23 protein-coding genes and 3 tRNA genes are annotated in these 25,303 nt (G+C 71.1%); 5 read left to right on the top strand and 21 right to left on the bottom strand.

The genetic code is table 11. The annotated features are described in order from the left end of the window. Nucleotides 1-64 precede the first annotated feature (64 nt). The 6 genes from AA0Z99_RS00710 to AA0Z99_RS00685 all read right to left on the bottom strand — a co-directional run bounded on the left by AA0Z99_RS00710 (nucleotide 65) and on the right by AA0Z99_RS00685 (nucleotide 4,724). On the bottom strand, nucleotides 65-2,077 hold the full coding sequence (locus AA0Z99_RS00710) for a bifunctional metallophosphatase/5'-nucleotidase (RefSeq protein ID WP_413318516.1): 2,013 nt from the start codon (nucleotides 2,075-2,077) through the stop codon (nucleotides 65-67). 218 nt (nucleotides 2,078-2,295) lie between these two features. Continuing rightward, nucleotides 2,296-2,985: a 50S ribosomal protein L1 gene (rplA, locus tag AA0Z99_RS00705; protein WP_413318514.1), complete on the bottom strand. Its 690-nt coding sequence runs from the start codon at nucleotides 2,983-2,985 to the stop codon at nucleotides 2,296-2,298. Between the two features lie 94 nt (nucleotides 2,986-3,079). After that, entirely contained in the window at nucleotides 3,080-3,511 is a 432-nt protein-coding gene (gene rplK, locus AA0Z99_RS00700) for a 50S ribosomal protein L11 (protein ID WP_072314333.1), read from the bottom strand. Between the two features lie 75 nt (nucleotides 3,512-3,586). After that, complete coding sequence (nusG, locus tag AA0Z99_RS00695) at nucleotides 3,587-4,369, bottom strand: transcription termination/antitermination protein NusG (protein ID WP_413318512.1); 783 nt, start codon at nucleotides 4,367-4,369, stop codon at nucleotides 3,587-3,589. After that, nucleotides 4,314-4,583 carry a preprotein translocase subunit SecE gene (gene secE, locus AA0Z99_RS00690; protein WP_413318510.1) on the bottom strand — a complete coding sequence of 90 codons (270 nt, stop codon included), beginning with the start codon at nucleotides 4,581-4,583 and terminating at the stop codon, nucleotides 4,314-4,316. Before secE ends, nusG begins: the two co-directional genes overlap by 56 nt. Before the next feature lie 68 nt (nucleotides 4,584-4,651). Continuing rightward, nucleotides 4,652-4,724: transfer RNA gene (locus tag AA0Z99_RS00685), tRNA-Trp, on the bottom strand. Between the two features lie 182 nt (nucleotides 4,725-4,906). Here AA0Z99_RS00685 and AA0Z99_RS00680 point away from each other — a divergent pair. Both AA0Z99_RS00680 and AA0Z99_RS00675 read left to right on the top strand, forming a co-directional pair. Further along, entirely contained in the window at nucleotides 4,907-6,100 is a 1,194-nt protein-coding gene (locus tag AA0Z99_RS00680) for a pyridoxal phosphate-dependent aminotransferase (protein ID WP_413318508.1), read from the top strand. 5 nt (nucleotides 6,101-6,105) lie between these two features. After that, complete coding sequence (locus AA0Z99_RS00675; RefSeq protein ID WP_413318506.1) at nucleotides 6,106-7,008, top strand: alpha/beta hydrolase; 903 nt, start codon at nucleotides 6,106-6,108, stop codon at nucleotides 7,006-7,008. Nucleotides 7,009-7,045: 37 nt separating this feature from the next. Here AA0Z99_RS00675 and AA0Z99_RS00670 read toward each other — a convergent pair whose 3' ends face one another. From AA0Z99_RS00670 to AA0Z99_RS00650, 5 genes are all read right to left on the bottom strand, one after another. Then, nucleotides 7,046-8,257: a UDP-N-acetylmuramate dehydrogenase gene (locus AA0Z99_RS00670; RefSeq protein WP_413318504.1), complete on the bottom strand. Its 1,212-nt coding sequence runs from the start codon at nucleotides 8,255-8,257 to the stop codon at nucleotides 7,046-7,048. Between the two features lie 10 nt (nucleotides 8,258-8,267). Continuing rightward, nucleotides 8,268-8,714, bottom strand: coding sequence for a MaoC/PaaZ C-terminal domain-containing protein (locus AA0Z99_RS00665; RefSeq protein ID WP_413318502.1), 447 nt, complete (start codon nucleotides 8,712-8,714; stop codon nucleotides 8,268-8,270). Further along, nucleotides 8,711-9,160: a MaoC family dehydratase N-terminal domain-containing protein gene (locus tag AA0Z99_RS00660; protein WP_413318500.1), complete on the bottom strand. Its 450-nt coding sequence runs from the start codon at nucleotides 9,158-9,160 to the stop codon at nucleotides 8,711-8,713. The genes AA0Z99_RS00665 and AA0Z99_RS00660 overlap by 4 nt, the downstream gene beginning before the upstream one ends. 84 nt (nucleotides 9,161-9,244) lie before the next feature. Continuing rightward, nucleotides 9,245-9,318 (bottom strand) — tRNA-Met (locus AA0Z99_RS00655). A 39-nt stretch (nucleotides 9,319-9,357) separates the two neighbouring features. After that, nucleotides 9,358-9,429, bottom strand: a tRNA-Thr gene (locus tag AA0Z99_RS00650). A 68-nt stretch (nucleotides 9,430-9,497) separates the two neighbouring features. On the opposite strand from AA0Z99_RS00650, the gene AA0Z99_RS00645 reads away from it, so the two are divergent. Then, the gene (locus AA0Z99_RS00645; protein ID WP_413318498.1) at nucleotides 9,498-10,496 is read left to right on the top strand and encodes an epimerase; all 999 of its coding nucleotides are present in this window, start codon (nucleotides 9,498-9,500) and stop codon (nucleotides 10,494-10,496) included. Here AA0Z99_RS00645 and AA0Z99_RS00640 read toward each other — a convergent pair. Then, nucleotides 10,493-11,413 (bottom strand): LysR family transcriptional regulator, encoded by a 921-nt coding sequence (locus AA0Z99_RS00640; protein WP_413318496.1) that lies wholly within the window; start codon nucleotides 11,411-11,413, stop codon nucleotides 10,493-10,495. The two genes, AA0Z99_RS00645 and AA0Z99_RS00640, sit on opposite strands and share 4 nt — an antisense overlap. A 71-nt stretch (nucleotides 11,414-11,484) precedes the next feature. Here AA0Z99_RS00640 and AA0Z99_RS00635 point away from each other — a divergent pair, with 71 nt between their 5' ends. Further along, nucleotides 11,485-12,420, top strand: a complete 936-nt coding sequence (locus AA0Z99_RS00635) for an EamA family transporter (protein WP_413318494.1) — start codon at nucleotides 11,485-11,487, stop codon at nucleotides 12,418-12,420. Between the two features lie 108 nt (nucleotides 12,421-12,528). On the opposite strand, the gene AA0Z99_RS00630 is transcribed toward AA0Z99_RS00635, so the two are convergent. The 8 genes from AA0Z99_RS00630 to AA0Z99_RS00595 form a co-directional block, all read right to left on the bottom strand. Next, nucleotides 12,529-14,499, bottom strand: coding sequence for a glycoside hydrolase family 13 protein (locus tag AA0Z99_RS00630; protein ID WP_413318492.1), 1,971 nt, complete (start codon nucleotides 14,497-14,499; stop codon nucleotides 12,529-12,531). Between the two features lie 80 nt (nucleotides 14,500-14,579). Beyond that, nucleotides 14,580-16,160, bottom strand: a complete 1,581-nt coding sequence (locus AA0Z99_RS00625) for a cation acetate symporter (protein ID WP_413318490.1) — start codon at nucleotides 16,158-16,160, stop codon at nucleotides 14,580-14,582. Then, a complete protein-coding gene (locus tag AA0Z99_RS00620) occupies nucleotides 16,160-16,504 on the bottom strand; it encodes a DUF485 domain-containing protein (protein ID WP_413318488.1) in 345 nt (114 codons plus the stop codon). The genes AA0Z99_RS00625 and AA0Z99_RS00620 overlap by 1 nt, the downstream gene beginning before the upstream one ends. Before the next feature lie 148 nt (nucleotides 16,505-16,652). Then, nucleotides 16,653-16,781 carry a MetS family NSS transporter small subunit gene (locus AA0Z99_RS00615; protein ID WP_413318486.1) on the bottom strand — a complete coding sequence of 43 codons (129 nt, stop codon included), beginning with the start codon at nucleotides 16,779-16,781 and terminating at the stop codon, nucleotides 16,653-16,655. Then, a complete protein-coding gene (locus tag AA0Z99_RS00610; RefSeq protein WP_413318484.1) occupies nucleotides 16,778-18,310 on the bottom strand; it encodes a sodium-dependent transporter in 1,533 nt (510 codons plus the stop codon). The genes AA0Z99_RS00615 and AA0Z99_RS00610 overlap by 4 nt, the downstream gene beginning before the upstream one ends. A 68-nt stretch (nucleotides 18,311-18,378) precedes the next feature. Next, nucleotides 18,379-19,311, bottom strand: coding sequence for a sugar ABC transporter permease (locus AA0Z99_RS00605; protein ID WP_413318482.1), 933 nt, complete (start codon nucleotides 19,309-19,311; stop codon nucleotides 18,379-18,381). Then, a complete protein-coding gene (locus tag AA0Z99_RS00600; RefSeq protein WP_413318480.1) occupies nucleotides 19,311-20,915 on the bottom strand; it encodes an ABC transporter permease subunit in 1,605 nt (534 codons plus the stop codon). Before AA0Z99_RS00600 ends, AA0Z99_RS00605 begins: the two co-directional genes overlap by 1 nt. 75 nt (nucleotides 20,916-20,990) lie before the next feature. After that, a complete protein-coding gene (locus tag AA0Z99_RS00595) occupies nucleotides 20,991-22,253 on the bottom strand; it encodes an extracellular solute-binding protein (protein ID WP_413318478.1) in 1,263 nt (420 codons plus the stop codon). 189 nt (nucleotides 22,254-22,442) lie between these two features. On the opposite strand from AA0Z99_RS00595, the gene AA0Z99_RS00590 reads away from it, so the two are divergent. Continuing rightward, nucleotides 22,443-24,089: a glycoside hydrolase family 13 protein gene (locus tag AA0Z99_RS00590; protein WP_413318477.1), complete on the top strand. Its 1,647-nt coding sequence runs from the start codon at nucleotides 22,443-22,445 to the stop codon at nucleotides 24,087-24,089. A gap of 76 nt (nucleotides 24,090-24,165) precedes the next feature. Here AA0Z99_RS00590 and AA0Z99_RS00585 read toward each other — a convergent pair whose 3' ends face one another. Next, nucleotides 24,166-25,302, bottom strand: a complete 1,137-nt coding sequence (locus AA0Z99_RS00585) for a M23 family metallopeptidase (RefSeq protein ID WP_413318475.1) — start codon at nucleotides 25,300-25,302, stop codon at nucleotides 24,166-24,168. Nucleotide 25,303 lies beyond the last annotated feature (1 nt).

Below are 25,303 nucleotides of genomic sequence, written 5' to 3'. Positions count from 1 at the left end.
ACCCCTTCCGCCGAGGCGGACCCGGTGCACCGGGTCCGCTGAGGCGGAAGGGGTCCGGATGCGCTCAGGCGCGGCGGGTGCGACGCGTCAGCAGCACGCCGGCGGCGATCAGCGCGCCGGCCAGCAGCAGCACCGCGATCGCGGGCTCGCCGCCGGTGCGGGGCAGCTCGCCGCCTGCGCCCGGCGCAGCGCCACCGGTCGGCGCGGGCGACGCCTCGTCGGTCGGCGCGGGCTCGCTGGGCGCGGGCTCGCTGGGCGCCGGGTCGCTGGGCGCGGGCTCGGACGGCGCGGGCGTCGCGGCGAGCGGCGTCGTCGTCAACGACCAGTTGCCGTCGGCGAAGTCGGCCGGGTCGATGGATCCGCGCTCGATGGCGTAGTCGATGAGCAGCTGCCGCAGCTCGAGCAGGCCGTCGTAGACCACAGGAGCGTCGACGACGTGCGGGTAGCCCGAGCCGCCCGACTGCCGGTAGTTGTTGATGCCCATGACGAACAGGTCGTCGTCAGCGATCGGGGTGCCGTCCTCGTGCTGGAAGCTCACCAGGCGCTCGCCCACCGGCTGCGAGATGTCGAAGACGTACTCGACGCCGTCGACGACGTCGTAGGCGTAGTCGGGGATCGGGCGGTTGGCGGCAGGGTCGAAGGCGCCCGCGACATCCGCGGTGATCGGCGCACCCTCCTCCTGCTGGATGAAGTAGCGCGCCGACCACTCGAGGTAGTCGCGCAGCTCGGCACCGGTCAGCTCGACCGCCATCAGCGTGTTCTCGTAGATGTACAGCGCCGCCATGTCGCGCACCGTCACCGGGCCGGCCTGGAACACCACATCCCGGTTGAACGGCGACGCCTGCGAGAGCACCGTCGCGCCCTCGTGCTCGGTGCCGACCAGCGCGTCGCGGACGGTGGCGGTCTGGACCTCGTTGACGAAGTCGAGCAGCGCCGTGTCCTCGAACCGGCTCGTCGCGCCGGACATCGTCTCGGTGAGCGTGGCGATCTGGGTGTTCACGTAGTCGACCGTCTCCCGGTGCTGCTCCTGCACCGCGGCCACCACATCCGGGTGCTCCGCGACCTCGCCCGAGGTGGTGCGCTGCTGCCCGCTCGGCGCCGCATCCGTCCAGTCGACCTCGAAGCCGTCGCCGGAGGGGACGAGCGTCAGATCGACCTGCGAGACGCTGCCGCCCCAGAAGACCGGCTGCGTCACGATCGCCTGGCCGCCGTCGGCCTGCTCGACGATCACCTCCGGGTTGTCCTGGTGCGAGTGGCCCGCGACGACCACGTCGACGCCCGGCACGCGCGCCACCGAGGTCGCGAGGTTCTCCTGCAGCGCTGCCGGGTCGTAGGTCTGCGCCTCGGGGTCGAGGCCCGTGTGCGCGAGCACCACCACGAGGTCGGCTCCGGCCGCCTCGAGCTCCGGCACGTAGCGCTCGACGGTCTCGACCTGATCCTCGAACTCGAGGATCCCCTCGACGATCGCGCGATCCCAGACGCGCACCCCCGGTGCCACGACACCGATGACGCCCACCTGCACGGTCTGCCCGTCGACGGTGCGCTCGACGATGGTCGTCGGCGGCAGCACGGGCTCGGCGGTCTGGGCGTCGACGGCGTTGGCGCCCAGCAGCGGCGCGTCGAGCTGCGCGTCGTAGGTCTCGAGCAGGTCGAGGCCGTAGTTGTACTCGTGGTTGCCGACGACCTGGGCGTCGTAGTCGAGCGCGTTGAACGCGGCAGCCATCGGGTGCGTCTCACCCGTCTCGGTGACCGGCTCGCGCAGGCCCGTCAGGTAGGTCAGCGGCGTGCCCTGGATCGCGTCGCCGTTGTCGAACAGCAGCACCGACGCATCGCCGCGCTCCTCGCGCACCTGCTCGATGACGGAGCCTGCGCGCGCGAGCCCAAGCTCCTCACCCGCGGGGTACGGCGCATCGGCGAAGTAGTCCCAGTTCAGGACGTGGCCGTGGATGTCGGTCGTGGAGAGGATCGTCAGCTCGATCGGGTCGCCGGGAGCGGCAGCCGCGGCGGTCGCGGGCGCGAGGGCGAGCGCCGCCGCTGCGACGGCAGCGGTGATCGCCGGGAAGGTGCGGGTGGGCATGAGGGCCTTTCTCGATGATGCGGGACCGGCGCGCTCACGCACCTCGTCGAGCCAATCGGATGCCGCCACGGGGGTCAAGCGCGCCGGTGTGAACATCCGGTGACATCGGAGACGACGAGAGCCCCGCCGAAGCGGGGCTCTCGCGCGGGTCGCGCGACCCGTGCGCCTGTGGCGCGGGCCGGGACCTGAGCCGGCCGCGAAGCGACCGGCGGGGTGGGTCAGATGGTGGTGACGTCCACGGGGATGCCGGGGCCGAAGGTCGTCGAGACCGTGGCCTTCTGCACGTAGCGGCCCTTCGACGACGACGGCTTCAGGCGCACGATCTCGTCGAGCGCAGCCTGGATGTTGTCCGTGAGCTGCTCGGCCGAGAACGAGGCCTTGCCGACGATGAAGTGCACGTTGGAGTGCTTGTCGACGCGGAACTCGATGCGACCGCCCTTGATGTCCGTCACGGCCTGCGCGACGTTCGGCGTGACGGTGCCGGTCTTCGGGTTCGGCATCAGGCCGCGCGGGCCGAGCACCTTGCCGAGACGACCGACCTTGCCCATGAGCTCGGGGCTCGCGACGGCTGCGTCGAACTGCGTCCAGCCCGCGGCGACCTTCTCGATGAGCTCGTCCGAGCCGACCTCGTCGGCGCCGGCAGCGATCGCGGCCTCGGCGGCCGGCCCCTGCGCGAAGACGATGACGCGAGCGGTCTTGCCGGTGCCGTGAGGAAGAGAAACGGTACCGCGGACCATCTGGTCGGCCTTGCGGGGGTCGACGCCGAGCTTCAGCGCGACCTCGACGGTCGAGTCGGTCTTCGCCGAGCCCGTCTCGCGAGCGAGCGCGACGGCGTCGGCAGCCGTGTAGGACGTGTCAGCGTCGATCTTCGCCGCTGCGGCCTTGTAGGCCTTGGACTTCTGTGCCATGTGATTCTCCAGTTCAGAGTGCGTGGTGCGCGCCTGGCCGGCGCTCCCACTGGTGAGCCTGCGGCTCGGGTGCTGCGCGAGCGCAGCGACGGGATCAGCCCTCGACGGTGATGCCCATCGAGCGGGCGGTGCCGGCGACGATCTTCGCAGCGCCTGCGAGGTCGTTGGCGTTGAGGTCCTGCATCTTCTGCTGCGCGATCTCCTCGACCTGCGCCTGCGTCAGCTTGCCGACCTTCGTCGTGTGGGGGACGCCGGAGCCCTTCTTGACGCCAGCGGCCTTCTTGATGAGCTCAGCGGCCGGCGGGGTCTTGAGCACGAAGTCGAACGAGCGGTCCTCGTAGACGGTGATCTCGACCGGGATGACGTTGCCGCGCTGGTTCTCCGTGGCAGCGTTGTACGCCTTGCAGAACTCCATGATGTTGACGCCGTGCTGACCGAGCGCCGGACCGACCGGCGGCGCGGGGTTGGCGGCGCCGGCCTGGATCTGCAGCTTGATCAGACCCGTGACCTTCTTCTTGGGTGCCATTTCTCTTCCTTCTTGGTGTGTCGCGGTGGCGGGCTCGCGTGTGGAGCCCTGGACCGCTTCCAGCCCGCGTGGGGGCTAGAGCTTGCTGACCTGGCCGAAGCCGAGCTCGACGGGAGTCTCGCGCTCGAACAGGCTGACGAGCACGGTGAGCTTGCGGCTCGCCGGCTGGATCTCGGAGATCGTGCCGGGGAAGCCCGCGAAGGAGCCCTCGGTGATCGTGATGGTCTCGCCGACCTCGAAGTCGACCTCCACCGTGAGCTGCGTGGGCTTCGCGTCGGGCGTGGCCTTCTGCTGCTCGGCCAGCTGCTCGTCGGCGATGGGCTTCAGCATGGTGAAGGCCTCGTCGAAGCGCAGCGGCGCGGGGTTGTGGGCGTTGCCGACGAAGCCGGTCACGCCGGGCGTGTGGCGGACGACCGACCAGGTGTCCTCATCGAGGTCCATGCGGACGAGCACGTAGCCGGGGACGCGGACGCGGTTGACGCGCTTGGCCTGGCCGTTCTTCGTCTCGAGCACGTCCTCCGTCGGGACCTGGATCTCGTAGATGCCCTCGACCTGCATGTTCTCGGCGCGCGAGGCGATGTTGGCCTTGACCTTCTTCTCGTAGCCGGCGTACGAGTGGATGACGAACCAGCGACCCGGCTTCATGCGCATCTCGCGCTTGAAGTCCTCGTAGGGGTCGACCGTCGACTCGGTCGGCTTCTCGTCCTCGGGGACGAGGTCGTCGAGCGCCTTGTTCAGCTCGATGTCGAGGTCGTTGACGTCTGACACGTATCCACCTTCTCCTTCACGTCTCGAATCGGGCTCAGCCACCGAGGCCGAACGGCGGGATGTCGCCGAACAGCCACCCTGCGAAGCCATAGAAGAGCGTGTCGAACAGCAGCACGAGCGCCATCATGAAGACCACGAAGACGAGCACGACGAGCGTGTAGCGGATCAGCTCCTTGCGCGTCGGCGTGACGACCTTGCGAAGCTCGACCAGCACTTCCTTGAGGAAGGCGACCAGGCGCGCGAACGGGTTGCGAGAAGCAGCCTCGCGTGAGCGGGGTGCCTCCTCGATCGCGTTCTCAGCCACAGTGACCCTTCGTCCGTTCGGCCCGGCGATTGCCGGAGCCCATCAGGCTCCACTGCTGGAGCCCCGAGCAGGGCGGACAGGACTCGAACCTGCAACCTGCGGTTTTGGAGACCGCTGCTCTACCAATTGAGCCACCGCCCTGGGCTGGTGGCATCCCATGCGACCGTGAGCCCGGAGGCACGCAACAGCATGGCGATCGTCAACCACCAAGGGAACAGCATACGTCGAGTCGGAGGCCGCTGTCCACTTGGCCGCGCGCTGCTGGCGCGTCGGCTCGGCCTCGCTCCGGCGCGCCGCATCCGCTGCCGCCTAGGCTTGGTGGCGTGAACCGCATCGCTGCGCGCATCGCCGCCATCAACGAATCCGCCACCCTCAAGGTCGACGCGAAGGCCAAGGCCCTCAAGGCCGAGGGTCGCGACGTGATTTCCTACGCGGCGGGCGAGCCCGACTTCGCCACCCCGCCCACCATCGTCGAGGCGGCGCAGCGCGCGCTCGCCGACCCGAAGAACTACCGCTACACCCCCGCAGCCGGGCTCCCCGAGCTGCGCGAGGCCATCGCGGCGAAGACGCTGCGCGACTCGGGGCTCGAGGTCGCGCCCAGCCAGGTGCTGGTGACGAACGGCGGCAAGCAGGCCGTCTACCAGGCCTTCCAGACGATCCTCGACCCGGGCGACGAGGTGCTCGTGCCCACGCCGTACTGGACCACGTACCCCGAGGCGATCGCCCTCACCGGGGCGACCCAGGTCGACGTCTTCGCCGGCGCCGACCAGGGCTACCTCGTCAGCGTCGACCAGCTCGAGGCGGCGCGCACCGATCGCACGAAGGCGCTGCTCATGGTGAGCCCGTCGAACCCGACGGGCGCGGTCTACCCGGCCGAGCACATCCGCGCCATCGCGGAATGGGCAGAGAGCCACGGGCTGTGGGTCGTGAGCGACGAGATCTACCAGAACCTCACCTACGACGGCGAGCGCGCCGTGTCGATCGTCGAGGCGCTGCCGGCGATCGCCGATCGCACGATCCTCGTCAACGGGGTCGCGAAGACCTATGCGATGACCGGCTGGCGCGTCGGCTGGATGGTCGGCCCGGCCGACGTCATCAAGGCGGCGGGCAACCTGCAGTCGCACCTGACGAGCAACGTCAACAACGTCGCCCAGCGCGGCGCGGTGGAGGCGCTGAGCGGCCCGCAGGACGCGGTGGCCGAGATGCTGGCTGCCTTCGACCGCCGCAGGCGGACCATCGTCGGCGAGCTCTCGGCGATCCCCGGGTTCTCGGTGCCGATGCCCAAGGGCGCCTTCTACGCCTACGCGGATGTGTCGGGGCTGCTGGGGCGGGAGTGGGGCGGCGTCACGCCCACGACGAGCCTCGAGCTCGCCGACCTGATGCTCGAGCAGGCCGACGTCGCGGCCGTGCCCGGCGAGGCCTTCGGGCCCTCCGGCTACCTGCGCTTCTCGTACGCGCTCGGCGACGACGCGCTGCTCGAGGGCGTGCAGCGGCTGCAGCGCCTCTTCGGCGCCTGAGCCGCATGGAGCTCGACCGCGTCGATCCGGCGCTGCGCGCTGCGGTGCAGCGGCCGCTCGGGCTGCCGATCGACACGCGTGCCGGGCGCCTGCTCGGTCGGCTCGGCCCGCGGTTGATCCGGTGGCCGCGCGAGCCGGGCGTCCGGATCGGGCGCAGCAGGCTCGGCGGCGTGCGCGTGCGCACCTACGCGCCCGCGACGCGGCGCACGGAGGCGGTGCTGCTGTGGATCCACGGCGGCGGGATGGTCCTCGGCGCGCCTCCGATGGACGACCGCTTCTGCTCGGAGATCGCCGCGGAGCTCGGCATGCGGGTCGCGAGCGTCGACTACCGGCTGGCGCCCGACCACCCGTTCCCGGCACCGCTCGACGACTGCGCGGCGGTGCACGAGGCCCTCGTCGAGCGAGGGTGCGCTCGTATCGCGATCGGCGGGCAGAGCGCCGGCGGTGGGCTCGCCGCAGCGCTCGCGCTGCGGCTGCGGGATGCCGGCGGGCAGCGACCGATCGCGCAGCTGCTGCTGTGCCCGATGCTCGACGACCGCACCGCGGCGGATCGGTCGCTCGATGCCGCGGAGCACTTCGTGTGGTCGAACGCGAGCAACCGCATCGGGTGGCGCGCGCTGCTCGGGCAGGAACCGGGTGGAGCCACGGCGCCGGCGCACGCCGTGCCTGCGCGCGCGGCCGACCTCAGCGGGCTGCCCAGCGCCTGGATCGGGGTCGGCGACATCGACCTCTTCCACGCCGAGGATCTCGCCTACGCCGAGCGGCTGCGCGCGGCGGGCGTCGAGGTCGAGGTGCGCGAGGTGCCCGGCGCGCCCCACGGCTTCGAGTCGATCGCACCGAGCACCGAGCCCGCCGTCCGCTTCCGCGCCGCCGCGCGAGCGTGGCTCGCGGAGCACGCGGCGCCGTAGCGACTGCCGCGCGCCCGGCGCCGCCAGCCAGCTCGGGCTACAGCGGCAAGCCGACCAGCACCGGCTCGGGCACCAGGTGCACCCCGAACTGGTTCTCGACCCTCGCCTGCACGAAGCGCGCGAGCTCGGCGACCTGCTCGCCCGTCGCGCCGCCTCGGTTCGTGAGCGCGAGCGTGTGCTTCGAGGAGATCGCTGCGCGCGAGCCCGGGAGCGAGAAGCCGCGCCCGATGCCCGATCGCTCGATGAGCCAGGCTGCGGACAGCTTGACCTGCGGCACCGGCCGATCGAGCGGCGGCAGCGCGTCGAGCCCTGCCGCGTCGACGCCCGCACCGTCCACAGCCGCCGCGTGGTCGAGCGGCACGACCACCGCGGAGGGCTGCGGCGACATCGACCAGCGCGGGGCGTCCTCGGGCAGCGTCGCGGCGAAGCGCGCCGAGACGACCGGGTTCGTGAAGAACGAACCGGCGCTGACGGAGTCGGCGTCGTCGGAGAGCACCATGCCCTTCGAGCGACGCAGCTCGAGCACCGCGGCGCGCAGGTCGTCCAGCGGCACGCGCGTGCCGAGGTCCACGCCGAGGGCCGTCGCGAGCTGCTGATAGGCGATCGGCTGGCTCCGCCCGTCCGCCGAGCGCCGCAGTCGGAAGTCCACCGAGAGCACGACCCCTCTGAGCAGGCCGCGCTTGATCGCCGACTCTCGGTAGCCGAGCCGCAGCTCGGCGGCGGGCACCCAGCGCACCTCGAGCTCCCCGTGCTCGCCGCGCGTCAGCAGCTCGATGCCGAGCAGCGTCGACGCCACCTCCTGGCCGTACGCGCCGATGTTCTGGATCGGCGCGGCACCGACCGAGCCGGGGATCCCGCTGAGCGCCTCGAGGCCCGCGAGGCCGTCCGCGACCGTCTGGGCGACCAGCGCATCCCAGCCCTCGCCGGCCTCGACGCGCAGCACCACCGAGTCATCGGCGGGCGGCTCCTCCCCCGGCGGGCGGTGGGGTCGCTCGGCCGGCGGCAGGGTGCGGATGCCTCGGGTCGCCACGTGCAGGACGGTGCCGTCGAAGGGCTCGGACGACGCGACCGTGTTCGAGCCGCCGCCGAGGAGCAGCAGCGGCGTGTAGTCGTCGTCGATCGCCGCCGCGTAGGCGGCCGCGACCTCATCCCGCGTGGAGGCCTCGACCCACGTCGTGACCTCGCCGCCGACCTGCATGGTGGTGGCGTCGGCGAGGCTGCGCGGGCCGTGGCCGGGCTGCTCGCTCATCGATCGTCCCTCATCGATCGGTGGCGACGACGACCTGGGCCTTGCCCAGCACGGTCGACCCATCGACGGTCACGGTCAGGTCGATGCGGGCGGTGCCCTCGCCGACCTGACCGACCTTGGCGAGCACGTGCAGCTGCGCACCGGCGTCGGGGTCGACGACCACCGGTCGCGTGAAGCGCACCTGGTAGTCGAGGATGCGCGATGGGCCGGCCCAGTCGACGACCGGCTGCACCGCGGCCCCCATCGTGAGCATGCCGTGCGCCAGCACACCCGGGAGACCGACGGCTGCGGCGACGTCGTCGCGGTAGTGGATGGCGTTGAAGTCGCCGGAGGCGCCGGCGTAGCGCACGAGCGACTCGCGCGTGAAGGTCACGTCGCGCTCGGCGACGACCTGGCCGACCTCGAGCTGCTGGAGCGCTCCTGCCCCGGCCGCTGCGCCCTCTGCTGCCCGGCTCATGCCGCCTCCCCCGCGATCACGAGCGACGAGGTGGCCGTGACCACGTGGCTGCCCGCCGCATCGCTCACCTCGGTCTCGCACGTCACCATGTCGTTGCCGCCCAGCGAGCGCACGCGGGTGACCGTCAGCTGCGCGGTGAGCTCGTCGCCGGCGACGATCGGGCGCGTGGCGGTGAAGCGCTGGTCGCCGTGCACGATGCGCTCGAGCACGATGCCTGCGCTCGGGTCGTCGAGCAGCTGGTTCCAGGTGAGCTGCTGGATGACGATCGGGAACGTCGGCGGCGCGACCACGTCATCGTGGCCGGCAGCGCGCGCGACGTCGACGTCGTGGTGCTCGGGGTGCAGCGCCTGCACGGCGCGCGCGAACTCGCGCACCTTCTCGCGGCCGACGAGGTAGGGGGCCGTGGGCGGGTACTGCCTGCCCTGGATCTCGGGGTTCACTGGCACCCGCCCAGCCTAGCGAGGGGCGCTGATGCGCACGGCGGCGGCGACGCGGAAGGGCCCGGTCTGAGACCGGGCCCTTCGTGGCGGTAGCGAGGGCGGGGTTCGAACCCGCGACCTCACGATTATGAGTCGTGCGCTCTCACCAACTGAGCTACCCCGCCAGATGCGCCCACCCAAGCCCGAAGCGTCAAGCAAGCGCGAGCCCCGAGCGAGGATTGAACTCGCGACCCCTTCCTTACCATGGAAGTGCTCTACCACTGAGCTATCGGGGCGATGCCGTGCAGGCAACCGAACGATCATAGCATCGGGTGCACCCGCATCGCACACCCTGGAGGGCACCGTGACCGACGTCGTCATCGCCGGAGCATCCGGCTTCATGGGCCGCCACCTCGTCGACGCCATGCGGCGCGACGGGCGCACCGTGCGCACCGTCGGGAGGGGGCGCGGAGCGGATGCGTCGTGGGGCGATGCCGAGGCCATCGCGCGCGCCGTCGACGGGGCGGGCCTGCTCATCAACCTCGCCGGCACGCCGGTGCACGCCCGCTACGACGATGCCACGCGGTCCGAGATCCTCCGCTCCCGCGTGGAGACCACGCGCGAGCTCGGCGAGGCCGTCGCCCGGGTCGCGGCACCGCCGGCGGTGTGGATGAACGCCTCGACCGCCACGGCCTACGCGCACTCGACCACCCACGCCCACACGGAGGCCGACCCGGCGAGCGAGCGCGGCTTCTCGGAGGACGTCGCGCGAGCGTGGGAGCGCGAGCTCGAGCGCGCCGATGCCCCCGCGACGCGGAAGGTTGCGCTGCGCACCACGATCGCGCTCGGCCACGACGGCGAGGCGACGCGCCTGCTGTTCCGCCTCGCGCGGCTCGGGCTCGGCGGCCCGCAGCTGGATGGGCCGTGGTTCCGGCACGAGCGCTACCGGGGGCTGACCGCCGATCGCGGTACGCCCGAGGCCTCGGCGCCGAGCGCAGGCCGACCCACGCGCGGCGGGCAGCGCTTCTCGTGGATCCACATCGACGACGTCGTCGGCGCCGTGCGCCACATCGAGGCCACGCCGGAGCTCGACGGGCCCGTGAACCTCGCGGCACCCGAGGCGGTCACGAACCGGCAGCTGATGGCGCTGCTGCGACGCACCGTCCGCATGCCGATCGGCATCCCCGCGCCGCGCTTCGTGCTGGAGCCGGCGATGTGGGCGCTGCGCACGGAGAGCGAGCTGGTGCTGAAGAGCCGCTGGGTCTCGCCGGGCAGGCTGCTGTCGACCGGCTTCGCCTTCCAGCAGCCGCGGCTCGACTGGGCGCTGCGAGCGATCTGGGCGCGGATGCGGGCCGGCTCCTAGCCGGCCGCGGCCGCGCCGGCCTCGAGCGGCGCGACCTCCGCGGCGCAGCGGCGCAGCGCTTCGATCGTGTGGCCGACCACTGCCCGGGCTGCGACATCGGGGCGCGCGAGCACGCTCACGACGCGGCCGGTCTGCACGCCTTCGAGGGGCAGCAGCGCGATGCCGCGGCCGGCGCGCGTGCTGCAGCGCGGCAGCATGCCGATGCCGAGGCCGGCGGCGACGAGCGCCTCGACCAAGCGGTTGTCGCGCACGCGCTGCACGACGGCGAAGGGCTCGCCCGCGGCGTCCTCGATCGCGAGCCGGAGGTCGTCGAAGGGGTAGCCCTCCGGCACCCCGATCCACCGCTGACCCGCGATGTCGCGGGGCCGCACGACCTCGGCAGCCGCGAGCGCATGGGCGGCGGGCACCGCGATGTCGATCGGCTCGCGCAGCAGGTCGAGCACGTGCAAGCCGCGCCACGCGGGCAGCGGCGTCGGCGCCATGCGGTGACCGATCACCAGGTCGTGGTCGCGCGCGAGCGCCGCGTAGCTCGCCTCCGGCACATCGTGGTCGTGCACGCGCAGGTCGATGTCGCTGCCGAGCGCCGCGATGAGCGCAGGCAGCAGCACGACGCCGGCGCTCGGCAGGGCGGCGACGTCGACCCTGCCGCGGATGCTGCCGCGGTGGGCCGCGAGCCGCGCCTCGACGCGCGCGACGACGGCTGCGACCTCGATGGCGCCGGCCGCGAGCAGCCGCCCGACCTCCGTGAGGCGCACGCCGCGGCCGAGCGGCTCGATGACGGAGAGGCCGAGGTCGCGCTCCAGCGCTCGGATGCGCTGCGACACGGCCGAGGGCGTCACGTGCGTCGCTCGCGCGACGGCCGTGAGGCTGCCTCGCTCGTCGAGCTCGCGGAGCAGCGTCAGGTCCCGGAGTTCCATGCAGCAACGCTACACAGTGCGTGTCGCACTCTTCGCTTGTGCTGCACAGCGAGGGGCCCGATGCTCATCGCATGACGACTCGCGAGCGATTGCTGGGCTGCCTGGTGGCCGTGCTCTGGGGGATGAACTTCCTCGCCATCCACCTCTCGCTCGAGCAGTTCCCGCCCTTCTTCCTCGTCGCCCTGCGGTTCGCGCTCATCGCCGTCCCGACCATCCTCCTCATCCCCCGCCCTGAGGTCCCGCTGCGCTGGCTGATCGGCTACGGCATCGGCTTCGGCACGCTGCAGTTCCTCTTCCTCTACTGGGCGATGGCGTCGGGCATGCCGACCGGGCTCGCCTCGCTCGTGCTGCAGGCATCCGCTCCCTTCACCGTGCTGCTGGGCGCCACGCTGCTGCGCGAGCGCCTCGACCGCGGCCAGGTGGTGGGCATCGTGCTCGCGGCGGGCGGGCTGACGCTGATCGGCGCGCAGCAGCTCGGCTCCGCGGCGCTCGGCCCCTTCGTCCTCACCCTGCTCGGCGCGCTCGGGTGGGCGCTGGGCAACCTCTCGAGCCGTCTCGCCCGCCCTGCGAAGCCGCTGCACCTCACGCTGTGGATGTCGGTCGTGCCGGTGCTGCCCATGCTCGCGGCCTCGCTGTGGGTCGAGGGACCCGCCCGCATCGCGGAGTCCTTCGTCGGGCTCGCACAGCCGCAGGGCCTGCTGGCGATCGCGGGGCTCGCGTACACGATCCTGCTCGGCACGATCGCGGGCAGCGGCATCTGGACCTGGCTGCTCAGCCGGCATCCCGCAGCGCGCGTCGCCCCGTTCTCCATGCTGGTCCCCGTCGTCGGCCTGCTCACCGCCTGGCTGGTGCTCGGCGAGACGCTCACCGGCGTCGAGGTCGCGGGTGCCGCCGTGGTCGTGCTCGGCGTGCTGCTCGGCTCCGGCGCGCTGCTGCAGCGGCGATCCCCGACCGGCCCGGCAGCGGCGACGGCGCCGACCGCGGCGGCCGTCGTGCCTCCGCGCTGAGACGCTCGTCCAGATCCCGCCGCGAGCGCCTGCTGACGCTCGACCGGCCCGGCGGCCATCCGAGCCGCCATGCGGTTCGCGCACTCGGCGGGCCGGTCGAGCGCGAGGTCAGTCGGCCTCCAGCGTGTCCTTGCTCCAGGCGGCGGTCAGCGTCGGCGCGACGGGCTCGCCGTGCGCGAGCGCGGCATCCTGCGAGGCGTTCTCGTCGAGCAGCTCGCGCTGCTCCTGCTCCAGCTCGCCCTGAGCCCGCGGCAGCTCGACCCCCGGCAGCCCCCACGCGGCGTACGCCGGCCCAGCGCCGGTGAGGCGCAGGCCGCCGGCTCCGAAGACGCTCGCGCCACCATCGCCGAAGAGCCGCTCGGGCTCGCCGTCGAGCAGCAGGTCGCCCTCGTCGACGACCACGTCGTAGAACCCGCGCGCCGCGACGCAGAGCACGCTCGAGCCCTCGGTCTCGCGCACCCAGACCAGCACCTCCTCGCCGACGTGCAGCCACCGCATCCCGCCGCCCCGCAGGGCCGGCTGCGTCGCGCGCAGCGCGAGCAGCTCGCGGTGCAGCGCGATCGAGTCGTGGTGCTCGTCGAGCGAGTCCCACGGCATCGGCGTGCGGGAATCCTCGCCGTTCACGCCCGACAGGCCCAGCTCGTCGCCCGCCCAGACCACGGGGATGCCCGGGAGCGACACCGCCATCCCGAGCGCGACCGGCACGGCACCCGGGAGCGCGTTCGTGACGAAGCGCGGGGTGTCGTGGGTGTCCAGCGCGTTCATGTTGTGCAGGCGCGTGCGCCACGGGATGCCGGCGACGAAGCGCTGGTGCTGCGCGTGCAGGTCGACACCCGTGTACGAGGGGATCACCGAGCGAGCCATGCCGAGGCCTCCGAACGCCGCGGAGCCGGGCACCGACAGCCAGCCCCAGACCGGCCGCGTGAAGTTCGCGTAGGTCATCGCCCCGTGCCACGCGTCGCCCTGGAAGTCATCCGTCGCGTCGTTCGTCGACTCGCCCAGCAGCAGGGTGTCGGGGTTGATGTCGATCATCGTGCGCCGGATGATCTGGCGCACCTCGGCGTTCAGGTCGTCGCCCTCGTAGCGGCCCGTCATGTTCGCGACGTCGATGCGCCAGCCGTCGAGGGAGTACGGCGGCCGCAGCCACCTGCCGACCACGGAGTCGGGGCCCTCGATGAAGCGCTCGCGCAGCTCCTGCGAGCTCCAGCGGAGCTTCGGCAGCGAGCCGTGGCCGAGCCATGCGGCATAGGTGCCGCCCTCGTGGAAGTAGTAGAACTCCCGCTCGGGCGCCTGCTCGTCGGCGAGCGCTGCCTGGAACCAGGCATGCGTGTCGCCGGTGTGGTTGCTCGTGAGGTCGCCCATCACCTTCAGCCCGCGCGCGTGCGCCGCCTCCACGAGCGAGACGAGCGCCTCGTCGCCGCCGAGCAACGGATCCACGACGTCGAAGGTGGAAGCGTCGTACCGGTGGTTCGACGCGCTCGGGAAGACGGGGGTCAGGTAGAGCACGGTGGCGCCCAGCTCGACCAGGTGGTCGAGGTGCGCCTCGACGCCCGGCAGGTCGCCGCCGTAGAGCTGCTGCGAGACCCCCGGGCCCGAGCCGATCACCGGCTCGCCCCACTCGGCCGGCTGCGCCCACTCCGGGGTGGGGTGCTGCGCCGCCTGCTCGGAGCGCGCGAACCGGTCGGGGAACACCTGGTACAGCACCGCATCCGTCGCCCACACCGGCGGCGCCGGGTGCGCGACCAGCGCGAAGTCGGCGTCGTCGCGAGTCTCGATGCGGTGCACCCCCTCCTGGTTGATCCACGCGGTGTGGCCGGAGGCGTAGTGCACGAGCCAGCGGTAGCGGTGCACCGGGTTCGCGACCCGGATCTCGGCCTCCCACCAGTCGTGCGCGCCGGCGGAGCCGATGTGCACGGCCTTGTTGAAGAACGGCTCGCGGTCCGGGTTCGAGCGCACGAGCACCTCGAGGGGCGCGTCGTGCGAGACGGGGATGCGCAGGCGCACCCTCACGACGTCGCCGAGCTCGGGCGTCAGCGTCGAGACGTGGAGGGGTGAACCGTCGTGGTGGGGCTGCAGCACGCGACAACGCTAGGGCACCCGAGCGGGCCGGTGCGCACCCACACCGGCCCTCTCGCGAGCCGTCGAGACGGCGTCCCGGCTCAGTGCTCGGAGGCCTTCTCCGAACCGGCACCCGTGAAGGAGCGCACCTCCATCTCGGCCTGCTTCGCGTCGTGGTCGGCCTCCGGCTTCGACAGGAAGGTGCCGACGATGCCGAGCAGGAACGCGAGCGGGATCGACACGATGCCGGGGTTCGACAGCGGGAAGATCGCCCAATCGGCGTCGGGGAACATCGACTTCGGCCCGCCGGAGACCGCGGGCGAGAAGACGATCAGCACGACGCAGGAGATGAGACCGCCGTACATCGACCACAGCGCCCCGCCGGAGTTGAAGCGGCGCCAGAACAGTGAGTAGAGGATGGTCGGCAGGTTGGCGCTGGCCGCGACGGCGAACGCGAGCGCCACCAGGAAGGCGACGTTCTGGTTCTGCGCCACGATGCCGCCGACGATCGCGATGACGCCGATCACGACGACCGTCATGCGTGCCACCTTGACCTCCGCACCCGGCTTCGTGCTGCCCTTCTTGATGATGGAGCCGTAGATGTCGTGCGCGAAGGACGTCGCCGCCGTGATCGCGAGGCCGGCGACGACCGCGAGGATCGTCGCGAACGCGACCGCCGAGATGATGGCCATCAGGATCGGTCCGCCGAGCGCGAGGGCGAGCAGCGGGGCTGCGGCGTTCTCGCCTCCGGGAGCCTCGGCGAGCGCCTCGGGCCCGACGAGCGCGCCTGCGCCGAAGCCGAGCACGAGCGTGAACAGGTAGAAGATGCCGATCAGCCAGATCGCCCAGACGACACTGCGCCGGGCCTCCTTGGCAGAGGGCACGGTGTAGAAGCGCATCAGCACGTGCGGGAGGCCCGCCGTGCCGAGCACGAGCGCCAAGCCGAGCGAGATGAAGTCGACGGGGTTCGTGTAGCGCAGACCCGGCGCGAGGATCGCCTCGCCGTCGGGTGAGGCGTCCACCGCCTGGCGCAGCAGCTCGTTGAAGTCGAAGCGCACCGCGAGCAGCACGAGCAGCACCATGATCGCGGCACCGGCGATCAGCAGCACCGCCTTGATGATCTGCACCCAGGTCGTGCCCTTCATGCCGCCGAAGATCACGTAGACGATCATCAGCACGCCGACGACCGCGATGGTGATCGAGGTCGCCGCCGGATCCGTGAAGCCCATGAGCAGCGCGACGAGGCCGCCGGCGCCGGCCATCTGGGCGACGAGGTAGAAGAAGCACACCGCGAGCGTGGCGAGCGCCGCCGCCATGCGCACGGGGCGCTGCTTCAGGCGGAAGCTCAGCACGTCGGCCATCGTGAACCTGCCGGTGTTGCGCAGCAGCTCTGCCACGAGCAGCAGTGCGACGAGCCACGCGACCAGGAAGCCGATGGAGTAGAGGAAGCCGTCGTAGCCCGCGACCGCGATCGCGCCGCAGATGCCGAGGAAGCTGGCGGCCGAGAGGTAGTCGCCGGCGATCGCGATGCCGTTCTGCCTGCCGGAGAACGAGCGTCCGGCGGCGTAGAACTCGTTCTCGGTCGCCTTGCGGCGCGAGACGCGGAAGACGATCACGAGGGTGACCGCCACGAAGGCGGCGAACACGATCATGTTGATGACCGGGTTGATCTCCTGCTCCATCAGCGCTCACCGCCTGCGAGCGCCTGCTCCATCTCGGCGGCGAGCGGATCGGCGGCTCGGTCGTAGACGCGGTTCGCCCAGCGGCTGTAGAGCATCGTGATCGCGAAGGTCGAGACGAACTGCCCGAGGCCGAACAGCAGCCCGACGGTGACGTAGCTCTCCCCGAGCCGGGTGGCGAAGAACTCCGGTGCGTAGCTGGCGATCAGCACGTAGGCGAGGTACCAGGCGAGGAAGGCGATCGTCATCGGCAGGATGAACGTCATGAACGTCCTCCGCAACCTCTGGAACTCCGGGGAGCGCTGCATCGCGATGCTGCGCTCGGCGACGGACGTCGGATCGGCCATGAGCGTCACTCCATTCCCAGGCGCGCCGTTGCGCCTTCTGCAGTCGGGCAGTGCCGCGATCCTAGCCGCATCCTCAGGACAGGCTCAGGATCAGCGCAAGGGGTGTCGCTGGCGGGCGCCGGCCGCGGGACCGCCGGCCGTCGCCGCATCAGAGGTCTCGCCGCACCTCGGGCGCCTGCGGCCCCTTGAACCGCACGATGTTGATGATCGCGGCCGTGAGGCCTCCCCACAGGACGAGCATGCTGACGCTCATCATGACGATCGCTCCGATGGTCATCGGATCACCTCCTCGTCGCGCTCCGGCACCTGCATCGGTGTCGTCTGCTTCCACTTCGGCAACGACAGCACCACGCCCGCCGCCAGGGCCAGCCCCGCGATCCCCCAGCCGAAGATGCCGAGCATCCACGCCGGGTAGCCCTCGTAGGGCGTCGTGATCGCCGTGACGAGCTCGAGCACCAGCATCAGGCCGATCAGGACGGGGGTCACGACGGTGATCAGCGCCACCCACCAGCGGCCGAGCCGGATCGAGCCGAACCGGCTCATGTGCTCGGCGAACGCCGGCACCCTGCGGATGCCCCAGCCGACGGCGAGCATCGCGACCAGCGCGGCGAGCAGGATCCCGAAGCGGTTGATGAAGTAGTCGGAGATGTCGAGCACGAGGATGCCGCTCGTGGTCGAGAAGAGCAGCACGCTCACGAGCGCGATCGGCACCGTGACGATCAGCGTCGCGCGCACCCGCCCGAGCTCGAGCTTGTCGCGCACCGCCGAGATGACGACCTCGAGGATGCTCACGAGCGACGTGAAGCCCGCCAGCACCAGCGAGGTGAAGAAGAGCACGCCCAGCACCGCTCCGAGCGGCGCCTGCGAGATGATCGCGGGGAAGGCCACGAAGGCGAGCCCGATGCCGCCGGCCACGACGTCGGCGACCTGCGCGCCGGACGCCTGCGCGAGGAAGCCGAGGGCGCCGAAGACGCCGATGCCCGCGAGGAGCTCGAAGCCGGAGTTCGCGAACCCGACGACGAAGGCCGAGCCCGTCATGTCGATCTTCCGCCCCACGTAGGAGGCGTAGGTGATCATGATGCCGAAGCCGACCGAGAGCGAGAAGAAGATCTGACCGAAGGCGCTCGCCCACACGGCCGGGTCGGCGAGGGCAGCCCAGTTGGGGGCGAACAGGGTCTGCAGCCCGTCGATCGCGCCCGGCAGCGTCAGCGCCTGGATCACGAGCGCTCCGAAGGCGACGAGCAGGATGGGGATGAAGACGACCGCGGTCGCGCCGATGCCTCGCTGCACGCCGAGCGCCATCACCACGATGGTGATGAGCCAGATCAGCACCATGGGGATGAGCACGGCCGGCACGAAGTCCAGCGTGATCGTGTTGTCGGCGGCCTGCAGGAACTCCCCGAAGAAGAAGGCCTCGGGATCATCGCCCCACGCCTGCGTGAAGGAGAACCCGATGTACTGCGACGACCAGGCGAGGATCGCGGCGTAGTAGACCGCGATGACGACGCAGATCGCCACCTGCCACCATCCGATGAACTCGAGGCGACGAGAGAGGCGCGCGAACGCCAGCGGCGCCGAGCCGCGCTGGGAGTGGCCGATGGCGTAGTCCAGCAGCAGCAGCGGGATGCCGGCGACCAGGAGCGCGATGAGGTACGGCAGGATGAACGCGCCGCCGCCGCCCTCGTACGCGACGTAGGGGAATCGCCAGATGTTCCCGAGCCCGACCGCGGAGCCGATCGCGGCCATGATGAACACGGTCTTGTTCGAGAATCGACCTCGGTCGATCGGGGCCTTGGTCGCCGTCATGGCAGCGCTCCTTCTTCGCAGGTGCAGTGCGGGTCGCCCCACCTTGCCACACGCGCCGCGCTCGTGGGCTACTTCACGGCGCCGGCGGTCAGCCCTCCCACGATGTACTTCTGCAGGTAGAGGAACAGCGCGACCACCGGGATCGCAGCCAGCACGGCGCCGGCGGCGAAGACGGCGTAGTTGGTGTTCGTCTCCTCGCTGACGTAGCGGAACAGCCCGACTGCAAGGGTCAGCTTCTCGGGGCTCGTCAGCAGCGTCGAGGAGATCACGAACTCGCTCGTCGTGCCGATGAACGACAGCAGCGCGACGACGGCGAGGATGGGCGCGACCAGTCGCAGGATGATCGTGAAGAAGATGCGCGCGTGGCCCGCGCCGTCGAGCTTCGCCGCCTCGTCGATCGAGGTCGGCACGGTGTTGAAGAAGCCGTACATCAGGTAGGTGTTCACCCCGAGCGCACCGCCGAGGTACACGAGGATGAGGCCCGTGAGCGAGTTCAACCCGATCGCGGGGAAGATCTGGTCGATGCCGCGCATCAGGATGTAGATCGCGACGACCGCGAGCAGCTGCGGGAACATCTGCACCAGGATCAGGCTCAGCAGCCCCACCCGCCGCCCCAGGAACCGCATGCGCGAGAAGGAGTAGGCAGCGAGCGCGCCGAGGAACACCGTGCCGACCGACGTCACGACGCCGACGATCATCGTGTTCGCGAACCAGGCGGCGTAGGGGCGCCGCTCGTCGCTCAGCAGCGTCGCGTAGTTCTCGAGCGAGATCGAGCGGAAGAGGTCGTTCGAGCCGGTGAGCGTGCCCCCGGGGTTGAGCGAGGCGCTCAGCACGTAGACGATCGGGAAGAGGGCGAAGATGACGACCGCGATGCCGATGAGGTGCCGCCAGCCGAGGGTGCGCGCCCACGTGCCGAACGACATCCGGGGCTGCGGCGCGGGCGTGCGCGGTCGGTCCTCCGAGGGCTCGGAGATCGCTGCGGGATCGATCTGGATGCTCATCAGTGCAGATCCTCCAGTGCCTTGGTCTGCCGGAACGAGATGGCGGAGACGGTGGCGACGATGATGAAGATGATGATCGCGAGCGCTGAGGCGAGGCCGTAGTCGCGACCCTCACCGCCTGCGAACGCGGTCTTGTAGACGAGGGTGATGAGCAGGTCGGTGTGGCCCACGTTCTCGCTCACGCCTGCGATGCGCGGACCGCCGCGCGTCAGCATGTAGATGATGTTGAAGTTGTTGAAGTTGAACGCGAACGACGAGATCAGCAGCGGTGCGATCGAGACGAGCAGCAGCGGGAACTTGATGAGGCGGAAGACCTGCCAGGGCCGGGCTCCATCGACCGTGGCGGCTTCGGTGAGCTCGTCGGGGATCGACTGCAGCGCGCCCATGCACACGAGGAACATGTACGGGAAGCCGAGCCAGACGTTGACGAGGATCACCGAGAACTTCGCCAGCCACGGATCGGTCAGCCACGGCACGTCGGCGCCGCCGAGCAGGACGCCGTTGATGAAGCCGAACTCGGTGTTGAACAGGCCAAGCCAGACGAGCGCCGACAAGAAGGAGGGGAAGGCGTAGGGCATGATCGCCAGCACGCGATAGACCTTGCGAGAGCGCATGCGCGGGTCGTTGAGCGTGACGGCGAGGAAGAGCCCGAGGACGAAGGACAGCGCGACCGAGATGGCGGCGAACGCGAAGGTCCAGATGGTGACGCCGATGAGCGCGCTGCCGAACTGCTGGTTCTCGAACGGGTAGAGGAAGTTCTCGAAGCCGACCAGGATGCGCCAGCCGGTGCCCAGCGCCTGGCCGTCCTCCGACTCGAACAGGCCGTTGCCCAGGTCGCGGTAGACCGTGCCCGTCGCGTCGTCCGTCATGGTGCCCGCGTCGGCGTCCCAGACGTAGCTCGACTGGAAGACGAAGGCCTGCGTGGCGTTGCTGGTGCGCAGGAAGCCGTCGGCCAGGTCGTCGGAGAGCGGCACCTGCAGCGCTGCGACCTCCTGCTGCCGCTGGAGGATCGTCTGCAGGTCGAGCGACGTCCAGCCCTCCACCGCCACGGCGCGATCGCCGTCGAAGGTGACGGCCGCGGGATCCACGGGCTCCAGGCCGTCCTCCGCCGAGCCGACGAGGACGCTGCCGTCAGGTGCGGTCGCGAGCAGCCCCAGCCCGGGCAGCGCCTCGACGACCTGCACGTCGTACACGGGCGAGCCCTCGACGCGCTGCGTGTTCTGGGACACGATCGCGCGGATCGCGTCGTCCTTCGTCGAGTTGTGGCCGTCGCCGTAGTTCGTGAAGGCGATGTAGCAGGAGTAGACGACGACGAAGATCTGGAAGATCGCCAGGAAGATCAGGCCCGGGGTGAGGTACTTCGCCGGCAGCATGCCCGGCGAGAGGTAGATGACGTTGACCAGCAGCGTCGCGAGGGCGACCACCGCGAGCACCGTCCAGTTCTCCTGGAAGAACAGGATCGTCATCGCGAACACGGCGATGGCGTCGACGATCGCGAGCATCGCGATCTTCGCGACCAGCACCCGCATGCTCGGCGGTTGGTGCTGGATGCCTCGCCTCGGCGCGCGGCGGCGCTGGGCGAGGTGGGGGGACGTCGTCGTCACTCGTGCTCCTGGGTGAGGTGGGAACGGGGGCGACGGCCGGCCGAGGCTCGCTCGGCCGGCCGTCGCGACTCGGTGTCAGCCGTCGATCGTCGACTGGATCGAAGCCGCCAGGTCTGCCCACGCAGCGGCCGGGTCAGCTGCCTGACCGCTGATGATCTGCGCCTGGATCGCGCCCCAGTCAGCCCAGACCGCATCCATCTCGGGGATGTTGGGCATCGGGACGCCCTCGGCGCCCACCTCGCCGAACGCGGCGACGGTCTCGTTGGACTGCGCCGCGTCGAACGCCGCGGTGAGTGCAGGAGCGCGGTCGCCGGCCTCGTAGATGGCCGTCTGCGCCTCTTCGCTCGCGATGTAGTCCGTGAGGAACTGGGTCGCGACGATGGGGTTCTGGCTGTAGGCCGAGAGGAAGAAGCCCTGCACGCCGACGAACGGCGTCGCCGGCAGGTCGCCGGCAGCGGGGATCGGGTCGATCGCGTACTCGATGCCCGCGTCGTCGAACTGCTCCAGGCTCCAGGGACCGGTGATCGTGAAGGGGCTGGCGCCGGAGGCGAACTGCTCCTTCGCGATGTCCTGCGAGATGTTGAGGTTCAGCACCCCGGACTCGCCCCACGCCGCGAGGGCCTCGGCGAACTCGAGGTTGCCCTCGTTGCCCATCTGCAGGTCGTCCGCGTTGTACGAGCCGTCCTCGTTGACACCGAAGATGGGGCCGCCGAAGGAGGCCTGCAGCGGGTACAGGTGGTAGGGGTCGGCGGCGTTCGGGTCGAGCCCGATCAGCACGGGGTACTCGGCGTCGCCGGCCGCGACCGCGGCCTCGCCGACCTGCACGAGCTCATCCCACGTCGCCGGAGCCTCCGGTGCCAGCGCGGTGTTGCGCACGAGGGCGATGCTCTCGATCGAGACGGGCACGCCGTAGACCGAGCCTCCGTTGCTCATCGCCTCGATGCCGACCTCCTGGAAGTCGCCGACGGCGTCTCCGAGCTCGATCGGCTCCGCGACGCCGTTCTGCACGAGCTTGCCGATCGCGTCGTGCGGGCCGAGCACGATGTCCGGCCCGTCGCCCGACGGCGCCTGCGTGATGAAGTCGGCGGCGAGCGTGTTGAACTCCTTGATGATGACCTCGACGGTCGTGCCCGTCGCTTCCTCGAACTCGGCGATCACCGGCTCGAGCGCCGAGGCGCGGTTCTCGTCCATCCAGACGACGAGCGAGCCGCCTCCGGAGGCCTGCGTCTCGGTCGGACCGCTCTCCGCCGGCGCAGGGGTCCCTCCGCCGGAGCACGCCGCGAGCGTGAGCGCGAGCGCTCCGACCCCGGCGGCCTTCATGAGGCTGCGTCGCTTCATGGTGCCTTCTTTCGTGTGTTGGGCTCCGGGGCCGACGGCCATCGTCGGCTGGGCCGAGCACAGCGTGGCGGAGCGCAGCACCCCGCGCAACTCGGCGGCGCGTGGCGGCCGAGATCGTTGATGATTCGTTACCTTCTCCGCTCAGCGCCCTCGCACGCACCGCGCGCCGGCGGGTCGTAGCCTGGGTCAATGCATCTCGACTCGACGCGATCCATCCCGACTCCGACTCCGCCCGGCGAGGAGTGGTGGCGCTCCGCCGTCATCTACCAGATCTACCCGCGATCCTTCGCCGACGCCGACGGTGACGGCATCGGCGACCTCCGCGGCATCGCGGAGCGCCTGCCGCACATCGCCGAGCTCGGCGCCGACGCCGTCTGGCTGAGCCCCTTCTACCGCTCCCCGCAGAAGGACGCGGGCTACGACGTCGCCGACTACTGCGACGTCGACCCCCTCTTCGGCACCCTCGACGACTTCGACCGGATGCTGTCGACGGCGCACGGCCTCGACCTCCGCGTGATCGTCGACCTGGTGCCGAACCACTCGTCCGACCAGCACCCCTGGTTCCAGGAGGCGCTCACCGCGGGACCTGGCAGCGAGGCGCGCTCCCGCTACATCTTCCGGGACGGCAAGGGAGCGGAGGGCGAGCTGCCGCCCAACAACTGGCAGAGCGTCTTCGGCGGCCCGGCCTGGACCCGCGTGCCGGACGGCCAGTGGTACCTGCACCTGTTCGACTCCTCGCAGCCCGACTTCGACTGGGAGCACCCGGCGGTCGGCGACATGTTCGTCGACGTGCTGCGCTTCTGGCTCGACCGCGGTGTGGACGGGTTCCGCGTCGACGTGGCGCACGGCAACGCCAAGGCGCCGGGGCTCCCGGACGTCGACGAGGTGCTGCTCGCGGCCGGTTCGATGGAGTCGCCGTACTTCGGCCAGGAGCACGTGCACGAGATCTACCGCCGCTGGCGCGCCGTGCTGGAGGAGTACGAGGGCGATCGTGTCCTGTGCGCCGAGGCCTGGGTGAGCCCGCTCGAGAAGATGGCGCGCTTCGTGCGGCCCGACGAGATGCACCAGGCGTTCAACTTCGTGTACCTCGAGACGCCGTGGAGCGCGCCCAAGCTGCGCGCGGCGATCGACGAGTCGATCGAGGCCTTCGGTGCCGTCGGCGCTCCCCCGACCTGGGTGCTCTCGAACCACGACACGATCCGCCACCGCACGCGCCTCGCGCTCGTGCCTCCGCCGGCCCACGGCGTCGGCATCGGGCCGACCTCGGCGTCGAAGGCCGACCCGACGGTGTCGCTGCGCCGCGGCCGCGCGGCCACCGCGCTGATGCTCGCGCTGCCCGGCGGCGCCTACCTCTACCAGGGCGAGGAGCTCGGCCTGCCTGAGGTCACCGCGATCGAGGCGGCGCAGCGCCAGGATCCGACCTTCATCCGCACGCAGGGCGAGCTCTGGGGCCGCGACGGCTGCCGCGTGCCGATCCCGTGGGAGGCCGACGCCATCGGCTACGGCTTCAACACGACCGGCGAGAGCTGGCTGCCGCAGCCGCCGGAGTGGGCTGCCCTCGCGCGGGACGCGCAGGTCGGCGTGCCCGACTCGACGCTCGAGATGTACCGGCAGGCGCTGCGCGTGCGACGCGAGCTCTCGCTCGGCGCGGGCACGCTGGAGTGGCTCGACATGGGCCCGACCGCGCTCGCCTTCCGCAACGGCCCGCTCACCGTGGTCGCGAACCTCGGCCACGACGCGGTCGACGTCCCGCGGGGCGAGATCGTGCTCGCGTCGTCGCCGCTGGACTCCGCGTCACTGGCGGCCGACGAGGTCGTCTGGGTGCGCACCAGCTAGCGGCTCCCCCGCGACAGCGAGAGCCCCGCCGAGCGATCGGCGGGGCTCTCTCGCTGCGTGCGTCAGGAGGCGAGGCCTAGCGGTACTCGAGGTTCATCTCTCGCGTCTGCAGCCACAGCATCGGGTCGAACGACACGTAGTCGGCGTTCTTGAGCTCGAGGTGCAGGTGCGGGCCGGTCGAGCGGCCGGAGTTGCCCACTTGACCCACGACGTCGGTGATGTCGACGACTTGGCCGACCTCGACCTGGATCGACCCTGGCATCATGTGCGCGTACCAGGACTGCACGAACTGCCCGTCGATGTTGTGGTCGATGAAGACCGCGTAGCCGCCGCCGCCGGGGTTGTTGCCCTGCCAGACGGCTGAGACGACGCCGTTGGCGATCGGTCGGATGTCGGTGCCGAGCCCCGGGGTGAGGTCGCTGCCGCCGTGGAAGCCGCCGGGTCGGTAGCCGAACTGGCTCGACATCGGCACCTGGTCGAGGTTCGGGAACGGCGTCTGCACGAACCCGGTCTCGAGCATGCTCCAGACCTGCGGGAAGGCGGCGTCGCCGGTGTACGAGGGGCCGGCGACCTCGCCGTTCGCGACCGCCTGGTAGGCAGCCCGCTCGCCCTCGGACATGCGCGCGGCAGCCATCTGGTCGTTGACCGTGACGTCGTCGCGCGCGAAGTAGGTGGTGGTCTCTGCCGAGACGCTCTCGAGCGTCTGCACGTCGTGGATCTGCGCGACCTCGGGGTCGATGCCGATCGCCGGCTGCACGGCCTGCGCCGGCAGCGAGGTCACGACGACGAGCGAGCCGATGAACAGCAGCGCGCCGGCGGCGGAGATCTTCTGCGCGAGGCGACGGGTGCTGCCGGCGGCGCGGGTGGGCGGCGCGACGGGCGCGGGGTGCACGACGCGCGGCGAGAACGGGCGGGCGGGGCGCACGGCGGGCGCGACGATGCCGCCGTTGCCGAGCGACGGCGCGTCGACGGTGATGATGGGGGCGGTGTAGGTCGGCTCAGCGATGGTCACCGAGATCTCCTGCGCGACGCGCGTCGCTGCCTCGCGCATGGCGCGGCGGCTGGTGTAGATCGGGGCGGAGCCCTCCACGACCGTGACCCGGGCGGCGGCGCGCGCCTCCTTGGCGGTCAGCGCGATGGCCGCGGCCGCGCGCTCGCGCTCGCGCAGCTCCCGGCGCGTGAGCTGCGGGCCTTCACGTCGCCCGGCGTCCACA

Origin of the sequence: Agrococcus phoenicis (genome assembly GCF_047302415.1) — a bacterium.
Taxonomy (GTDB): Bacteria; Actinomycetota; Actinomycetes; order Actinomycetales; family Microbacteriaceae; genus Agrococcus.
This window is presented reverse-complemented; position numbering and strand designations above follow the sequence as displayed.